This window comes from Paraburkholderia sp. GAS348 (assembly GCF_050434205.1).
Lineage (GTDB): Bacteria > Pseudomonadota > Gammaproteobacteria > Burkholderiales > Burkholderiaceae > Paraburkholderia.
This window is the reverse complement of record NZ_JBNPVT010000010.1, coordinates 136,763-150,901: the sequence shown is the minus strand read 5'-3', so window position 1 is coordinate 150,901 and position 14,139 is coordinate 136,763. Positions and strand designations below refer to the sequence as shown.

13 protein-coding genes and 2 pseudogenes are annotated in these 14,139 nt (G+C 63.3%); 11 read left to right on the top strand and 4 right to left on the bottom strand.

What is annotated here, in order from left to right:
- Positions 1 to 299: 299 nt before the first annotated feature.
- Positions 300 to 461, top strand: a complete 162-nt coding sequence (locus P3T22_RS18750; protein ID WP_166618149.1) for a hypothetical protein — start codon at positions 300 to 302, stop codon at positions 459 to 461.
- A 105-nt stretch (positions 462 to 566) separates the two neighbouring features.
- On the opposite strand, the gene P3T22_RS18745 is transcribed toward P3T22_RS18750, so the two are convergent.
- Positions 567 to 893: a hypothetical protein gene (locus P3T22_RS18745; RefSeq protein WP_063497767.1), complete on the bottom strand. Its 327-nt coding sequence runs from the start codon at positions 891 to 893 to the stop codon at positions 567 to 569.
- Between the two features lie 271 nt (positions 894 to 1,164).
- Here P3T22_RS18745 and P3T22_RS18740 point away from each other — a divergent pair, with 271 nt between their 5' ends.
- The 7 genes from P3T22_RS18740 to P3T22_RS18710 all read left to right on the top strand — a co-directional run bounded on the left by P3T22_RS18740 (position 1,165) and on the right by P3T22_RS18710 (position 10,403).
- Entirely contained in the window at positions 1,165 to 2,790 is a 1,626-nt protein-coding gene (locus P3T22_RS18740; protein WP_429325756.1) for a methyl-accepting chemotaxis protein, read from the top strand.
- An 85-nt stretch (positions 2,791 to 2,875) separates the two neighbouring features.
- On the top strand, positions 2,876 to 3,340 hold the full coding sequence (locus P3T22_RS18735; RefSeq protein WP_429325755.1) for a chemotaxis protein CheW: 465 nt from the start codon (positions 2,876 to 2,878) through the stop codon (positions 3,338 to 3,340).
- On the top strand, positions 3,337 to 4,863 hold the full coding sequence (locus tag P3T22_RS18730) for a CheR family methyltransferase (RefSeq protein ID WP_429325754.1): 1,527 nt from the start codon (positions 3,337 to 3,339) through the stop codon (positions 4,861 to 4,863). The genes P3T22_RS18735 and P3T22_RS18730 overlap by 4 nt, the downstream gene beginning before the upstream one ends.
- Positions 4,856 to 5,539 (top strand): chemotaxis protein CheW, encoded by a 684-nt coding sequence (locus P3T22_RS18725; protein WP_429325753.1) that lies wholly within the window; start codon positions 4,856 to 4,858, stop codon positions 5,537 to 5,539. The genes P3T22_RS18730 and P3T22_RS18725 overlap by 8 nt, the downstream gene beginning before the upstream one ends.
- Positions 5,536 to 8,199: a hybrid sensor histidine kinase/response regulator gene (locus P3T22_RS18720; protein ID WP_429325752.1), complete on the top strand. Its 2,664-nt coding sequence runs from the start codon at positions 5,536 to 5,538 to the stop codon at positions 8,197 to 8,199. The genes P3T22_RS18725 and P3T22_RS18720 overlap by 4 nt, the downstream gene beginning before the upstream one ends.
- A gap of 17 nt (positions 8,200 to 8,216) precedes the next feature.
- Complete coding sequence (locus P3T22_RS18715; protein WP_429325751.1) at positions 8,217 to 9,233, top strand: chemotaxis response regulator protein-glutamate methylesterase; 1,017 nt, start codon at positions 8,217 to 8,219, stop codon at positions 9,231 to 9,233.
- A gap of 60 nt (positions 9,234 to 9,293) precedes the next feature.
- Positions 9,294 to 10,403, top strand: coding sequence for a diguanylate cyclase (locus P3T22_RS18710; protein ID WP_429325750.1), 1,110 nt, complete (start codon positions 9,294 to 9,296; stop codon positions 10,401 to 10,403).
- A gap of 60 nt (positions 10,404 to 10,463) precedes the next feature.
- On the opposite strand, the gene P3T22_RS18705 is transcribed toward P3T22_RS18710, so the two are convergent.
- A complete protein-coding gene (locus tag P3T22_RS18705) occupies positions 10,464 to 10,643 on the bottom strand; it encodes a hypothetical protein (RefSeq protein ID WP_429325749.1) in 180 nt (59 codons plus the stop codon).
- A 132-nt stretch (positions 10,644 to 10,775) separates the two neighbouring features.
- Here P3T22_RS18705 and P3T22_RS18700 point away from each other — a divergent pair, with 132 nt between their 5' ends.
- Positions 10,776 to 11,201 (top strand): HIT family protein, encoded by a 426-nt coding sequence (locus tag P3T22_RS18700; RefSeq protein WP_063497760.1) that lies wholly within the window; start codon positions 10,776 to 10,778, stop codon positions 11,199 to 11,201.
- A 258-nt stretch (positions 11,202 to 11,459) separates the two neighbouring features.
- On the opposite strand, the gene P3T22_RS18695 is transcribed toward P3T22_RS18700, so the two are convergent.
- A complete protein-coding gene (locus P3T22_RS18695; protein WP_429325748.1) occupies positions 11,460 to 11,639 on the bottom strand; it encodes a hypothetical protein in 180 nt (59 codons plus the stop codon).
- 670 nt (positions 11,640 to 12,309) lie between these two features.
- On the opposite strand from P3T22_RS18695, the gene sap1 reads away from it, so the two are divergent.
- Positions 12,310 to 12,648, top strand: a complete 339-nt coding sequence (sap1, locus tag P3T22_RS18690) for a surface attachment protein Sap1 (RefSeq protein ID WP_429325747.1) — start codon at positions 12,310 to 12,312, stop codon at positions 12,646 to 12,648.
- A gap of 260 nt (positions 12,649 to 12,908) precedes the next feature.
- On the opposite strand, the pseudogene P3T22_RS18685 reads toward sap1, so the two are convergent.
- Positions 12,909 to 13,367, bottom strand: a pseudogene (locus P3T22_RS18685) (dihydroxy-acid dehydratase); the annotation flags it as partial.
- 156 nt (positions 13,368 to 13,523) lie between these two features.
- Here P3T22_RS18685 and P3T22_RS18680 point away from each other — a divergent pair.
- Positions 13,524 to 14,139: pseudogene (locus tag P3T22_RS18680) on the top strand (LysR substrate-binding domain-containing protein); the annotation flags it as partial.

Below are 14,139 nucleotides of genomic sequence, written 5' to 3'. Positions count from 1 at the left end.
AGTGCGGCAGGTGTCGCAAACGCTTCAGGGGCAGGTATCTGGCCCGTTGCCTCAGTGCGCTTCGGCATCGGCCAGCGGTACGTTTGATGGTACACAGTTAAATAAACGTCATCCACAAACACCTGTCTAGAAAAAGAAAACCAACTTATTCACTAGGTTCTCAGTCGCCCTGCGTCGCGCCCCGCCAGCCCATTCACATCGATCCCGCCGTGCGGCCAGCCACCCCACCAAAGCGTCCTTTTTTCCCGCCGTTCATCGCCTAAACTAAAGCATCCATGCACGTCGGGACGGAGGCTCGCATGTCTGAATCATTAATGGCTTATTTGTTGGGACCTTTGGTAATGCTGGTAGTCGGTGTGGCTATCTGGGCCGCGTCCCACTATCGCCAGAAGACGAAGCCGGAGCGCCTCGAGCGCTGGCTCGACACGCACTATGCGGAGTGGTTGCACCATAAGCACTGATTAGAGACATCCAACAAGACAAGGCCGTCGCACCTGCGACGGCCTTTTTCTCTGGTGCGCGCGAGCATCCAGGCTGCGCGCGCCAGCGCACGTCACTGGCCAGATTTACCAGCCCGGTTGAGGCTGCTGCGGATACTCATATTGTCCGGGCGGCGGCGCACCGCACGCGACGTATGCGCGCTGGTACTGGTCATAGCAGTATCCCGGCGGCGGCCCCGCATACACGGGGGCCGGCTGATACACCGGCTGCGCATAGACCGGCTGCTGGTAAGCAACCACCGGCGCCGGATTCAACGCGGACGTCACCACCGCGCCCAGCACGGCACCACCGATCAGCGCACCGACCACATCCCCGCCATTGCCATGAGCCGACGCCTGACCCGCTACGCTCAGGCTCCCAACCATCAACAACGCCACCGCAATCTTTTTCATGTTTCGCTCCCGCCGTTCAGGCATGGAGCAGATTGTGTAGGGCCCGTGCGGAAATAGATGCTGCAGTTGGTAACCGGGCATTACGGGTGTAACGCCGGGTGTGAGCAGGCGCCACATCGAACGCCATCCATTCCCACGATCAATGTAAAATTCGCCGCATGACCCGTCGGACAAATCCGACGACCCGCAAAGCTTTCCGATCCATCGACCCCGAGACCTACAAGTCGACATCGGGCGTCGAGACCAAACCAAAAAGTTAAGGGGCGTGCGCGTGAAACAATGGACCATCCGGCAACGGATTCTGTGCAGCTTCGGGATCGTGCTGATCGTGATGCTGGCAATGGCAACCGTCACTTTCGAGCAACTCGGCGGCATTGACCGCGACGCGAAGAGCCAGCAGCAGGACTCGATGCCCGGCCTCTACTACGCGACCGCCATGCGCGGGGCCTGGCTCGAGAACTACACCGTCACGCAACGTCTCATCTATGTCGACGCGGACCCCGATTCCGTCAAGCGCGACACCGCGCGCCTCGTAGAGACACAGCAAACGGAGCAAACGCTGCTCAACGATTACAGCGGGACCCTCTTCCGTCAGGACGACCGTGACATCTTCAACGGCTTCCGGCAGCAACACACGCAATACCTGCCGATCCAGGCGTCGCTGATGGCCGCCCTGCCGACCTCGAAAGAGAACGCCGTGCGCATCTTCAACACGCAGCTCACGCCGATCTGGGAAACCGGCCGGCTCTCCCTGCGCAAGCTGGTGGACGAAAACAAGACCTACGCTGACCAGTCCGCCGAGAGCATCCGCAACTCGGTGGAGACGACCCGTATCGTGCTGCTCGTGATGCTGCTGATCGCCGCCGTCGCCGCCTTGCTGGCCGGTTACTGGCTGCTGCGCGCGGTCACCACGCCGATGGCGAAGGTGCTGCAAGTCGTCGACATCATGCGCACGGGCGATCTCACGCAACGTCTGCAACTGAACCGCGCGGACGAAATCGGCGCGCTCGAAGCGGGTTTTAACCGCATGACCGACGAGCTCACCGCGCTGGTCGGCCAGGCGCAGAAGTCGGCGGTCCAGGTCACCACGTCGGTGACGGAAATCGCCGCGACCTCGCGCGAGCAGCAAGCCACCGCGAACGAAACCGCGGCGACCACCACCGAGATCGGCGCCACGTCGCGCGAAATCTTCGCGACCTCGCGCGATCTGCTGCGCACGATGAACGAGGTCTCCGAAGTGGCCGGCCAATCGGCGGCGCTCGCCGGCACCGGCCACGCCGGTCTCGCCCGCATGGAAGACACCATGCGCCTCGTGATGGAAGCGGCCGGCTCGGTCAATGCGAAGCTCGCGATCCTCAACGAGAAAGCCAGCAACATCAACCAGGTCGTTGCCACCATCACCAAGGTCGCGGATCAAACCAACCTGCTCTCGCTGAACGCGGCGATCGAAGCAGAAAAGGCCGGCGAATACGGCCGCGGCTTCGCGGTCGTGGCAACCGAAATTCGCCGCCTCGCCGATCAAACCGCCGTGGCGACCTACGACATCGAACAGATGGTCAAGGAGATCCAGTCGGCGGTAGCCGCGGGCGTGATGGGCATGGACAAGTTCTCCGAAGAAGTGCGGCGCGGCATGCTCGACGTGCAGAACGTGGGCGGCCATCTCACACAGATCATCCAGCAGGTGCAGGCGCTCGCGCCGCGCTTCTCGATGGTCAACGAGGGCATGCAGACGCAGGCCACCGGCGCCGAGCAGATTACCCAGGCACTGACGCAGCTCTCGGAGGCCGCGCAGCAGACGGCGGAATCGCTGCGCCAGTCGACCCAGGCCATCGACGATCTGACCCACGTCGCCAATAATCTGCGCACCGGCGTGTCGCGCTTCAAGGTGGTGGCCTGACGCGCCGCGGCGGGCTCGTTCAGACACGCACGTTGAAGCAAACCGCCCGCACGCCACACCATCCACTCCACCCAAGCTCACGCCGATGCTCTTCATCCTCTTCACGCTCGATAGCGAACGCTACGTGATCGACGCGACGCAGGTGGAGCGTCTGATGCCGCTCACGCCGCAGTCGCCGCCCAAGACGATTCCCGGCGCGCCGTCGTGGGTCGCGGGCGTGCTCGATCACGAAGGCGCGCCGTTGCCGGTGATCGATCTGCCCGCGCTCGCGCTCGGCCGCCCCGCCGCGCAGTTGATGTCGACGCGCGTCGTGCTGGTGCGCTATCCCCATGCGGGCACCGTGCGCTTGCTCGCGCTCCTGCTCGAAGGCGCAACGCGCACCATCCGCCTGAGCGTCGACGCGTTTCACGATGCCGGCATCGACACGCCGCACGCGCGCTATCTGGGTCCGGTCGCGAGCGAAGCAGGCGGTCTGGTGCAATGGATTCGCGTCGAGCATCTGCTGCCCGACGCCGTCAAAGCCCTGCTGTTTCCCGAGGCGCACGCATGAACGCGCATCACGACAACGCGCCGCTTTATCGATGCTTCGTCGATCTGCTGCATCGAACCATCGGGCTCGATGCTGCCTCGCTCGGTCATAACGCGATCGAGCGAGCAATCGATCAGCGCGCTGCCGCCTGGTGCGCGAACGGTCACGCCAGCGCCACGCTCGCCGACTACTGGGACGCAGCGCAGGCATCGCCCGCCATCGTGCAGGCGCTGGTGGAAACGGTGGTGGTGCCGGAGACCTGGTTTTATCGCGACGCCGATGCGTTCAGAGCGCTCGCGCGTCTCGCGCACGAACGCCTTGACGAGCGCGGCACCGCGCTGCCGTTGCGGATTCTGAGCCTGCCCTGCTCGACCGGCGAAGAACCGTACACAATCGCGATGACGCTGCTCGACGCCGGCATCGGCGCCGCGCACATGCGCATCGACGCAATGGATATCAGCGAACGCTCGCTGGCCGTCGCGCAGCGCGCCGTGTACAGCCGCAACTCGTTTCGCGGCAATGCGTTTCCGTTTCGCGACGCCCACTTCACGCGTACAGAAGACGGCTGGCGCCTCGCGCCGCGCATCGTCGACGCGGTCCGGTTTTCGCGCGCCAACCTGATGCAACTCGATGCCACGGCGCTCGGCGTCTACGACTTCGTGTTCTGCCGCAACGTGCTGATTTACTTCGGCCGCGACGCACAACAGGCAGCCTTGCATGCGCTCAACGACGTGCTGGCCGAAAACGGCACACTGTTCGTCGGACCTGCGGAAACGGGGCTGCTGATGCGTCATGGCATGCAGTCGGCGAAGATTCCCCTGGCGTTCGCGTTCCACCGCGCCGCGCCCGCTGAAGCGCAGCTTGGCGGCGGGCACACCGCGCCGCTCGCCAGCGCCGCCGCACTCGCAATGACGCATTCGCCGGTGCCCGCGCTCGCGCCGCCGCAAGTGTTCTCAGCGGAGCCTTTCGCGTGGCCCGATCCGGTGGCGCGCACGTCGTTCAGCGCTGGCTCAACGCACTCGCCGTTGAACGGAATTTCTCCGCACACGCCGTTGGATGGTATTTCGCAGCACACGCCGTCGGATGGTATTTCGCAGCACACGCAGTCGAATGACGTTTCGCAGCACAAGCCATTGAACGGTATTTCGCAGCGCACGCCGAAACCGTCCGGGACCGTTCCGCAGCTGCACGACCTGACGAAGCCGCAGATCACCTCGCCGACCAACACCGCACGCAACACGCTGCAAGCCGCGCATGCGCTGGCCGATGCGGGCCGACTGACGGAAGCCGCGAACGCGATCAACGTCTATCTGGAACAGCACGCACCGCACGCCGAGGCGTTCTATCTGCTCGGTGTGCTAGCCGACGCCAGCGGCGATACGAACCTCGCACGCAGCCAGTATCGCAAAGCGCTCTATCTCGACCCGCAGCACGGCGAAGCGCTCGCGCATCTGGCGACGCTGCTGGAACTCGAAGGCGATCGCCACGGCGCGCGTCTGTTGATGGAGCGCGCATTGCGCGCACAGGGAGCGCAACGTGGTTGAGGACCGCACGGTGACCTTCGACGATTGCTGGAACCGCATCGGCGTACGCGGCGATTCGTCGTGCGAACGGCTGGCCGAATACGTGCGCTGTCTGAATTGCCCGGTGTTCGAAACGGCCGCGGCCAAATTGCTGGAGCGGCCGATTACGCTCGTGGATCTCTCGCAGCATGATGCCGACACGCCGGCGCTACAGCGACGACATGATCCTCAAGGAGCGAGTGAGTCGTTCCTCATCTTCCGTATCGGCGGCGAATGGCTCGCCCTGCCGACGCCGATCTTCAAGCGAATCGTGCAGACGCGGCCGATTCATACGTTGCCGCACCGGCAGCATCGCGCGGTGCTGGGCGTGGTGAATGTGCAGGGCGACTTGCTGGTATGCCTGTCGCTTGCGCATCTGCTGGGTTTCGAGGCCGACACCAGCGCGGACAATGATCAAACGCGTCACGAACTGCCGCGTTTGCTGGTGGTTTCGCGCGCCGACGAGCACGCGGTGTTGCCCGTCGATCAGGTCGACGGCGTGCATCGGATCGCGCTCTCCACCTTTCGCCCGCCGCCCGCGACGCTCTCGCACGCGGCTGCTGCGCATACGCGCGCCGTGGCCCCGTGGCGCGGCATGACGGTCGGCCTGCTCGACGCCGACGCATTGTTCGATACCTTGAACCGGAGTCTCGGATGACCGACGACCCGCGCCGCCCGTCGCTGATCGATCTCTTCCGCGAAGAAGCGCGGACCCAGGCCCGTGTGCTCAACGACGGCCTGCTCACCCTCGACCGCGCACCACGCGACGCCGCCGCACTCGAAGCCTGCATGCGCGCCGCTCATTCGCTGAAGGGCGCGGCGCGTATCGTCGGTGTGCAGGTCGGTGTCGAACTCGCCCACGCGATGGAAGATTGCTTCGTCGCAGCGCAGGAAGGGCGCGCGTCGCTCGACGCCGCCTGGATCGATGAGTTGCTGCGCGGTGTCGATATCGTTGCGCGCATCGGCAATGACGAGGACGAGTCGGCGCGTGACGCGGTCAGCGCGTGCGTGGCGTCGTTGCAAGCGCGTATGGCGCGTGTCGTGCCGCATGGGGCGGCAGTGCGGCAGGCTGCTGCTATGCCTGCCGCGAGTCTTGCGCGCGTCGCCGGGCCTGCATCTGCATCCAGCGTAGCCGCCAAACCGCGCACCGCATCCGCCGACGCTGACCATGACGCCGCATTCAATCTGCTAGCCCACGCCCTGCGCGCCGAAGCGACGCCCGCCTCAGCCGCACCGGCCAGCACGACTGCGGGTGGGTCCAAGTCCGCCTCTGCAATTCAATCTGCTTCTGCAAGCGCCTCGGCGTCCGACTCTGCAACCCCACCGCCTCCTGCAAGCGCCTCGGCGTCCGACTCTGCAACCCCACCGCCTCCTGCAAGCACCTCAGCGTCCGACTCTGCAACCCCACCGGCTCCTGCAAGCGCCTCTGCGCCCGACTCCGCAACCCCACCGGCTCCTGCAAGTGCCTCTGCGTCCGACTCCGCAACCCCACCGGCTCCTGCAAGTGCCTCTGCGTCGTCGGCCGCAACCGCATCCACCTCGACCGAAACAAGCCGCCAAGCAACAGACCCCGGCCGCATGCTGCGCGTACGCGCCGACAACCTCGACCGCCTGCTCTCCTTATCCGGCGAGTCGCTGGTCGAATCGCGCTGGCTCAAACCCTTCGCGCAGTCGATGCTGCGCGTCAAGCGCGTCCAACGTGACGGCTCGCGCGCGCTCGATCAGTTGCACGAAACGCTCGCCGACCTGAAGCTCGACCCGCGCGCGCACGCCGCGCTCGAAGAATTGCGCCGCCTCGCCGCGGAATCGCAGCATCTGCTCGCCGAGCGTCTGGCCGATCTGGAGAGCTTCGACCGCCGCTCGACGCATCTGTCGCAGCAGCTCTACGACGCCGCGCTGCAATGCCGGATGCGCCCCTTCGGCGACGGCACCAGCGGTCTCGCGCGCATGGTGCGCGACGTCGCGCGCGCGCTCGGCAAGAAGGTGCGCTGGCAACTGGTCGGCGAATCGACTCAGGTGGACCGCGACATCCTCGATCTGCTCGAAGCGCCGCTCGGCCACCTGCTGCGCAACGCGATCGACCACGGCATCGAAGCGCCTGCGGTCCGTCTCGCGCACGGCAAGTCCGAAGAAGGCACACTTACGCTCGACGCGCGCCACACCGCCGGCGCGCTGCTCATCACCGTCACCGACGACGGTGCGGGCATCGACCTCGACGCATTGCGCGCGTCGATCGTCCGCAAAAAACTGGCGAGCGCTGAAACGGCCGCGCGCCTGTCCGAGGCCGAACTGCTCGAATTCCTGTTCCTGCCCGGCTTCTCGCTGCGCGATCAGGTCACTGAGGTCTCGGGCCGCGGTATCGGACTCGACGCGGTATACGACGTCGTCAAGCGGGTACGCGGCACGGTGCGCATCACGAATGACCCCGGCGTCGGCACGCGTGTGCAGTTGCAACTGCCGCTCACGCTCTCGGTGATCCGCAGCCTGCTCGTCGAAGTCGCGGGTGAGCCGTACGCGGTGCCGCTCGCGCATGTGAACCGCACGCTGCACGTGAGCCGCGCGGAGATCGAATTGCTCGAAGGCCATCAGCACATTGCCTTCGACGGCCACCGCATTGGCGTCGTCACCGCGCATCAGATTCTCGACACTGCGCCGCCCGCCAACGAAGGCGATACCGTCAGCCTGATCGTGATCGGCGACGGTGAAGAAACCTACGGCGTGGTGGTCGATCGCTTTCTCGGCGAGCGGATGCTGGTCGTGCAGCCACTCGACCCGCGGCTCGGCAAGATCCGGAACATCACCGCGGGTGCGCTGATGGAAAATGGCGACCCCGTGCTGATCGCGGATGTCGACGACTGGCTGCGCTCGGTCGAACGGCTCGTGGCGGGCGGCGATCTGAAACACACCCAGCACGGCACTGCCCTCGCTGCCCGGCGCGTCACGCGGCGCGTGCTGGTGGTCGACGATTCGCTCACCGTGCGCGAGCTCGAACGCAAACTGCTGGCGACGCGCGGCTACGACGTGACGATCGCCGTCGACGGCATGGACGGCTGGAACGCGGTGCGCGGCGAGCGCTTCGACCTCGTGATTACCGACATCGATATGCCGCGCATGGACGGCATCGAGCTCGTCACACTCATCAAACGCGATCCGCAACTGCAGTCGCTGCCGGTGATGATCGTCTCGTACAAGGATCGTGAAGAAGATCGCCGCGCCGGCCTGAACGCGGGGGCGGATTACTATCTGGCGAAAGGCAGTTTCCATGACGAAGCATTGCTCGATGCAGTGCGCGATCTGATCGGCGAAGCTTACGGTTAAACCCACGGGTAAAACGGATGAAAATCGGAATCGTCAATGACCTGCCGCTTGCCGTCGAAGCACTGCGCCGCGCGCTTGCCGCGCGTCACGACTACGAGGTGCTGTGGGTCGCGCAGGACGGCCAGCAAGCGGTCGATTTCTGCACCGCGCAGCGGCCCGACATCGTGCTGATGGACCTGGTGATGCCGAACGTCGACGGCATCGAAGCCACACGCCGCATCATGGCGAAGGCGCCGTGCGCGATTCTGATCGTCACCGTCGACGTGGGCGCGAACGCGTGGCGCGTCTACGAAGCGATGGGCGCGGGCGCGCTCGATGCGGTGGACACGCCCTCGCTGAGCGGTCCGGACGCGCACAAGAGCATCGCCACCCTGATCGCGAAGATCGACCGCATCGCCGCACTCGTCACGGAGCGCAGTGCGCCGGGCGCAGCGGCGGCGGCGGGACCGAAAAGCGCGACGAATCGCGACACGCCGCTGGTGGCGATCGGCGCTTCGGCGGGCGGCCCGGCAGCGCTTGCCACCCTGCTCGCCGGCTTGCCGAAGGATTTCGCGGCGGCCATCGTCATCGTCCAGCACGTCGACGCGGCTTTCGCTGCCGGCATGGCCGACTGGCTGAACCAGCAGTCGGCGCTGCCGGTGCGGATCGCCGGCGAAGGCGACCGGCCGCAAGCAGGCATCGTCCTGCTCGCCGCCACCGACGATCATCTGCACCTGAAATTGCCCAACGTGCTCGGCTACACGAAGGTGCCGGCCGAAACGCCCTACCGGCCTTCCGTCGACGTGTTTTTTCACAGTATCGTGGCACGCTGGCCGGCGCGGGCGATCGGCGTGCTGCTGACCGGCATGGGCCGCGACGGCGCGATCGGACTCAAGGCGATGCGCACCAAGGGCTACCACACGATCGCGCAGGACGAGGCGACCTGCGCCGTGTACGGCATGCCGAAGGCGGCGGCGGCGCTCGGCGCCGCCGCCGCGATCCTGCCTCTGCCCCGTATTGCCGCTGCGCTCGCCGCCGCCGTCGACGCACGTTGAGGCCAGGCAGGCGCACACTAGCCCGCTACGATTTATTGACATTCATTCTGGCTGACCAACATGGACACTTCCAAACCGCATCAGAACGCCACCGCGCCGGACCTCGCAGAACACGACGCGAACGCGCAGGCGTACGCGGAGGACGCGCCCAACAGCGCCATCGACGACGCATTGGCGCGCATCCTCGGCAATCCGCCCGCAGCCGAGTGCCCGATCATGGTGTTGCTGGTCGACGATCAGGCGATCATCGCCGAGGCGATCCTCCAGGCGCTGGCCGGCGAAGGGAGCGTCGACTTTCACTACTGCGCGTTCCCTGAGGAGGCGGTGCGCTGCGCGGAGGAAACCCGCGCGACGGTAATCCTGCAAGACCTCGTGATGCCAGGCACCGACGGCCTCACCCTGGTGCGGCAATACCGGCAGAATCCGGCGACGCGCGATATTCCGATCATCGTGCTGTCGACCAAGGAAGAGCCGCTGGTGAAAAGCGCGGCCTTCGCTGCGGGCGCCAACGACTACCTCGTGAAGCTGCCGGATCGCATCGAACTGATCGCGCGGATTCGCTATCACTCGCGCTCGTATCTGAACCTGCTGCAGCGCGACGAGGCCTATCAGGCCTTGCGCCAGTCGCAACAACAGTTGCTCGCGACCAATCTGGAACTGCAGCGGCTCACCCATTCGGACGGTTTGACGGGTTTGTCGAATCGCCGTTACCTCGATCAGTACCTGGCCGCCGAATGGCGTCGCGGCACGCGCGACAAGACCGGCCTCGGCTTTCTCATGATCGATGTGGATAACTTCAAGGCTTACAACGACACCTACGGGCACGTCGCCGGCGACGAAGTGCTGAAACGCGTCGCGCACACCATCGAGTCGTGCCTGGGGCGTTCGCCGGATCTCGCGGCACGGTTTGGCGGTGAAGAGTTTGCGGTGGTGTTGCCGGGCGCGTCGGCGGGTGGCTTGCGCTTGCTCGCCGAAAAGATGCGCCTTGCAATCGAAGCGCTCGCCATCCCACATGCCGGTTCGACGAGTGGTGTCGTGACGATCAGCATCGGCGCGGCGACGATCGTGCCGTCCGCAGCCGAACCGGTGACGACGGTGATCGAAGCCGCCGATGTCGGACTGTATCGGGCGAAGCGGGATGGCAAGAATCAGGTGGCGATGAGCGGCTGAAGCGTTGTCAAACGGCGGCGCCCAGGTCCGCTTCGCCACGATTTCCGGCCCCGCCTGATGCTAAACGCGCACCAGGCGGCCACAAGCGCTCACCAAGCCGCGGCTGATCCGCGTGTATAACGCCCGGCCGGCATCCATAAACCCGGCAACTACCGCCGCCGTCAGGCGCGTCAGCGCCGTCGCGTTCGGGTCGATCATGCTTTTGAGTTGATCCACGTCAGAATCGATCAGCAAATCCATTGCATCGACGTTTCTCCGCAGCGATCAAACGCGCCGCGCGCGCGTTGTAACAGCGCGTTGTAACAGAGGTAGTGGACAATATCGCCGACAGCATCTCGACTTTGAACCGTACGGCAACTTAGAGGACGCGTGATGAACTACGACGACAGCAATCCCTTCGCGAAGATTCTGCGTGGGGAACTACCCTGCATCAAAGTGGCGGAAAGCGATGCGGCGCTGGCCTTCATGGATCTGATGCCCCAAGCCGATGGGCACGTGCTGGTCGTGCCGAAGGAAGCCGCGATCGAGATTTTCGATTTATCAGATGAATCGACGGTGGCCTGCATGCGCATGACGCAGAAGCTCGCCATCGCCGTTCGCGCGGCCTTGCGCCCCGACGGCGTCTTCATCGGACAATTCAACGGCGCCGCGGCGGGACAAACGGTACCGCATGTGCATTTTCATGTGATCCCACGCTGGGAAGGACAGCCGCTGCGCATGCATGCGCGCGAGGTCGCCGATGCGGCCACGCTCGAAGCGCTGGCCAAGCGCATTCGAGACCATTGGCGCGCCCACTGACACCGGATGCGGCGCAACTGGTCACGCCCCGTAATATGTGTAAAGGCCGGTGAAATCAACCCCACGCGCTGTGCGGCTAGACTGGCGCCTGCCTTGTACCCACAAGGCATTGAGTGTGGATTTCTTTTTGGCCTGCCCGAAACGGCAGGCTTTTTTATTTGCGGCTCTTTTGCGGATCCAATTCTCGAACCGCCCTTGCCTCGCAACGACGCTTGCAGCGCTATGACGCATGCGGCCGGCCAACGCGACTCGAACGACTCAAACCCGATGCCGCGAGCGGCGCAGCGGATGCCGCCAGTCGATATGGCGAGGTTTCCCAGGTTCAAGATCGATCTCATGCAGATGCCGATGCTCCTGCCATAATTCGTCAGAAAAAAGGAACGCGACGATTAGCAGCGGGATGACCAGAAAGGCGCCTAATATCAATTGCTCGATCACGGTAGCCTCCATCGCAAGAGCATGATTTCATTGTAGAGCACCGCTTGTGCCCACACGGTGCAGTGCCTCTCACAAATTTGCGATCGCCGGTCTGCGACAATGCGAGGCCTCGCCCTCGCTGGACCCGCAGGAAGTTTTTCGGCAATGGCCGCTGTCACAATGCGTTGCGCATGTGCATGTTCCAGTCCGAGTTCTTCGAGGGCAATCAACACGGCTGAGTGACCTCAAGTCATGTCGTGTCGTCCAGGGACGCCATGCAGCGTCGCCTGGAGCACCTGGCACCGTTTATCTTCTGCACGTATACCGTTATTTCGCGATTTCTGATTAGTCGGGCGAATGACTTTGTGTGCATTGCACCAAATGCATCCGTGCATTGTATTAATTCACTTAATTTGTGCCTCTCGTTTACGCCAATACGCACCGCAAAGCTTTACTGGTTAAAGCGATGCGGCCCGCGTGTCTTTTAGTTATCCGTTTCAATCCGCCCTGTTTAAGCTGCTGCCCAAGGTTTAAGCGGGTGCGGCAGATGGTGCGACAATTCGCCGCTGTTGCGACCGCACACAAGATGTGCTTGTCGTTCTCTCGCATTCTCCTAGAGTGCGAGATGCGGGTTCGACGTTAAAGTTAAATACATAGCTAACCTGAGTATTAACCCGCACCGGAGGAAAATATGAAAATGCGAATCGCCCTTCTTTGCGCCATTGCGGGTTTGGCTGCCGCTTCTGTTCAGGCGCAAGACTCCATGGTCAAGCCGCAGCAAACCATCCAGTTCAAGGCCAATGCGTACGGCTGCCTGTCGAAGGATAAACTCGACGCCGCCGATCTGCATGCGCTAGCCGGTGAGCAGCAAAAGATGCAGGAATTCTTCTCCGGGTATCAGTGTGTCTCAACGCCGGAGAACTCGAGTTTCCGCGTTGTGCGCGTGGTCGGACACGATGTCGAATTCGTGAACGCCGCCAATAGCGATACGCAAGGCCTCTGGGCAAACGATCGATTCATCAAGCAATAAGCTGTACGCCAACGCTCCGGTGGAACACCGGGGTTTGACGGGTTTTGATTTACGCCATCAATCCTCTGACTTGAAGCCAGAGGCTGTGAACCTGCGAGTTATAAAACGGCTGGGCTTTACGCGCCCGGCCGCTTTTATTTCCGCTCGTTTTTTCCATGATGCGAAGCAGATAAATAAAGCCGATGCGGGCTTTCGATCCGCATCGGCAATACGCCTTCTCGCAAAGCGCAGGGAAAAACGTCCCTCCGTTCAAACGGCGATCAATGCGAGTCGCGCGGCACCGGCGCGCCGCTCGATCCAACCAGAAAGTCGAGATCCGCGCCCTGGTCCGCTTGCAGCACGTGTTCGACGTAGAGCTTGTAGTAACCGCGCGCCGGCGTCGCAGGCGGCTGCCACGCGGCGCGGCCATCGGAAATACGCACCATGTCCGTAATGCCTTTTTGCAGCACCTTCTTCGGCAACGGCATGTTGCCGACTTCCGCAAAGCCCGGATAACCCTTCGGCCCCGCACCCTTGAGCACCATGATGCAGTGGTCGTCGATGTCGAGCGATTCGTCGTCGATCTTCGCGTGCAATTCCTTGATGTTCTCGAATACCACAGCACGTCCGCGATGCTTCAGCAGATGCGGTGTCGCCGCCGAAGGCTTGATCACCGCGCCGTTCGGCGCCAGGTTGCCCTTGAGCACCGCAATGCCGGCCTTCGGCTTGAACGGCTCGGCGAGTTCGCGAAAATGCGCGTTGCAAGGCGTCAGTTCGGACCATGTATTGCAGATGTATCAGGAAGCTCAGAAAGTCCCCGAATGGTATGAGCCGCCCCGATAACTTTCCAATCCCTTTTTCGGCCATCCAGATATCAATTTCGATATGCGACCATGGCGATCGCCAGCGTGAAAAAATGTTATCCCCAGTTACAAATCTGGGCGGAAGTCGAAACGTCAGACATGATGCTGCCGAAGCTCGCCGAAGGCGAACTGGACATCATGATCGGCCGGGTATTGGAGCGGCAAAACCCGTTCAGGACCGAGGTCCGCTACGAACCGCTCGTCGACGAGCCGCCGTGCGTGGTGGCGCGTCCCGGCCATCCTTTCGAAAATGAAACAGGTTTGACACTGCGCGGAATCGTCAACGCGAGCTGGGTTTTGCACCCGCCTGGTAGCGTCTTGCGCCATCGCTTTGATCTGATGTTTTCGCAGATCGGACTGAATCCGCCGCAAAACGTAGTCAATACCAACAATTTTCTGGCGATTTCGAGCTTATTGCTCCAAAGCGACATGTTGGCGGTTTTACCCGATGAAGTGGCGCGCCAGTACCAACAGTACGGTGTTCTCAAGCAGGTACCGATCGATTTACCGTGCAAAATGGATACATTCGGTATCATCACGCGGCCAGTCGCACCTGCTTTCGCTTGCGGCCTCCATCGTGCTCGAAGCCTTGCGGGAAGCCGCGGGCGAGGTCTACGGCAGCGCTTTCGAGCCGGCAGTGGCGCGATAA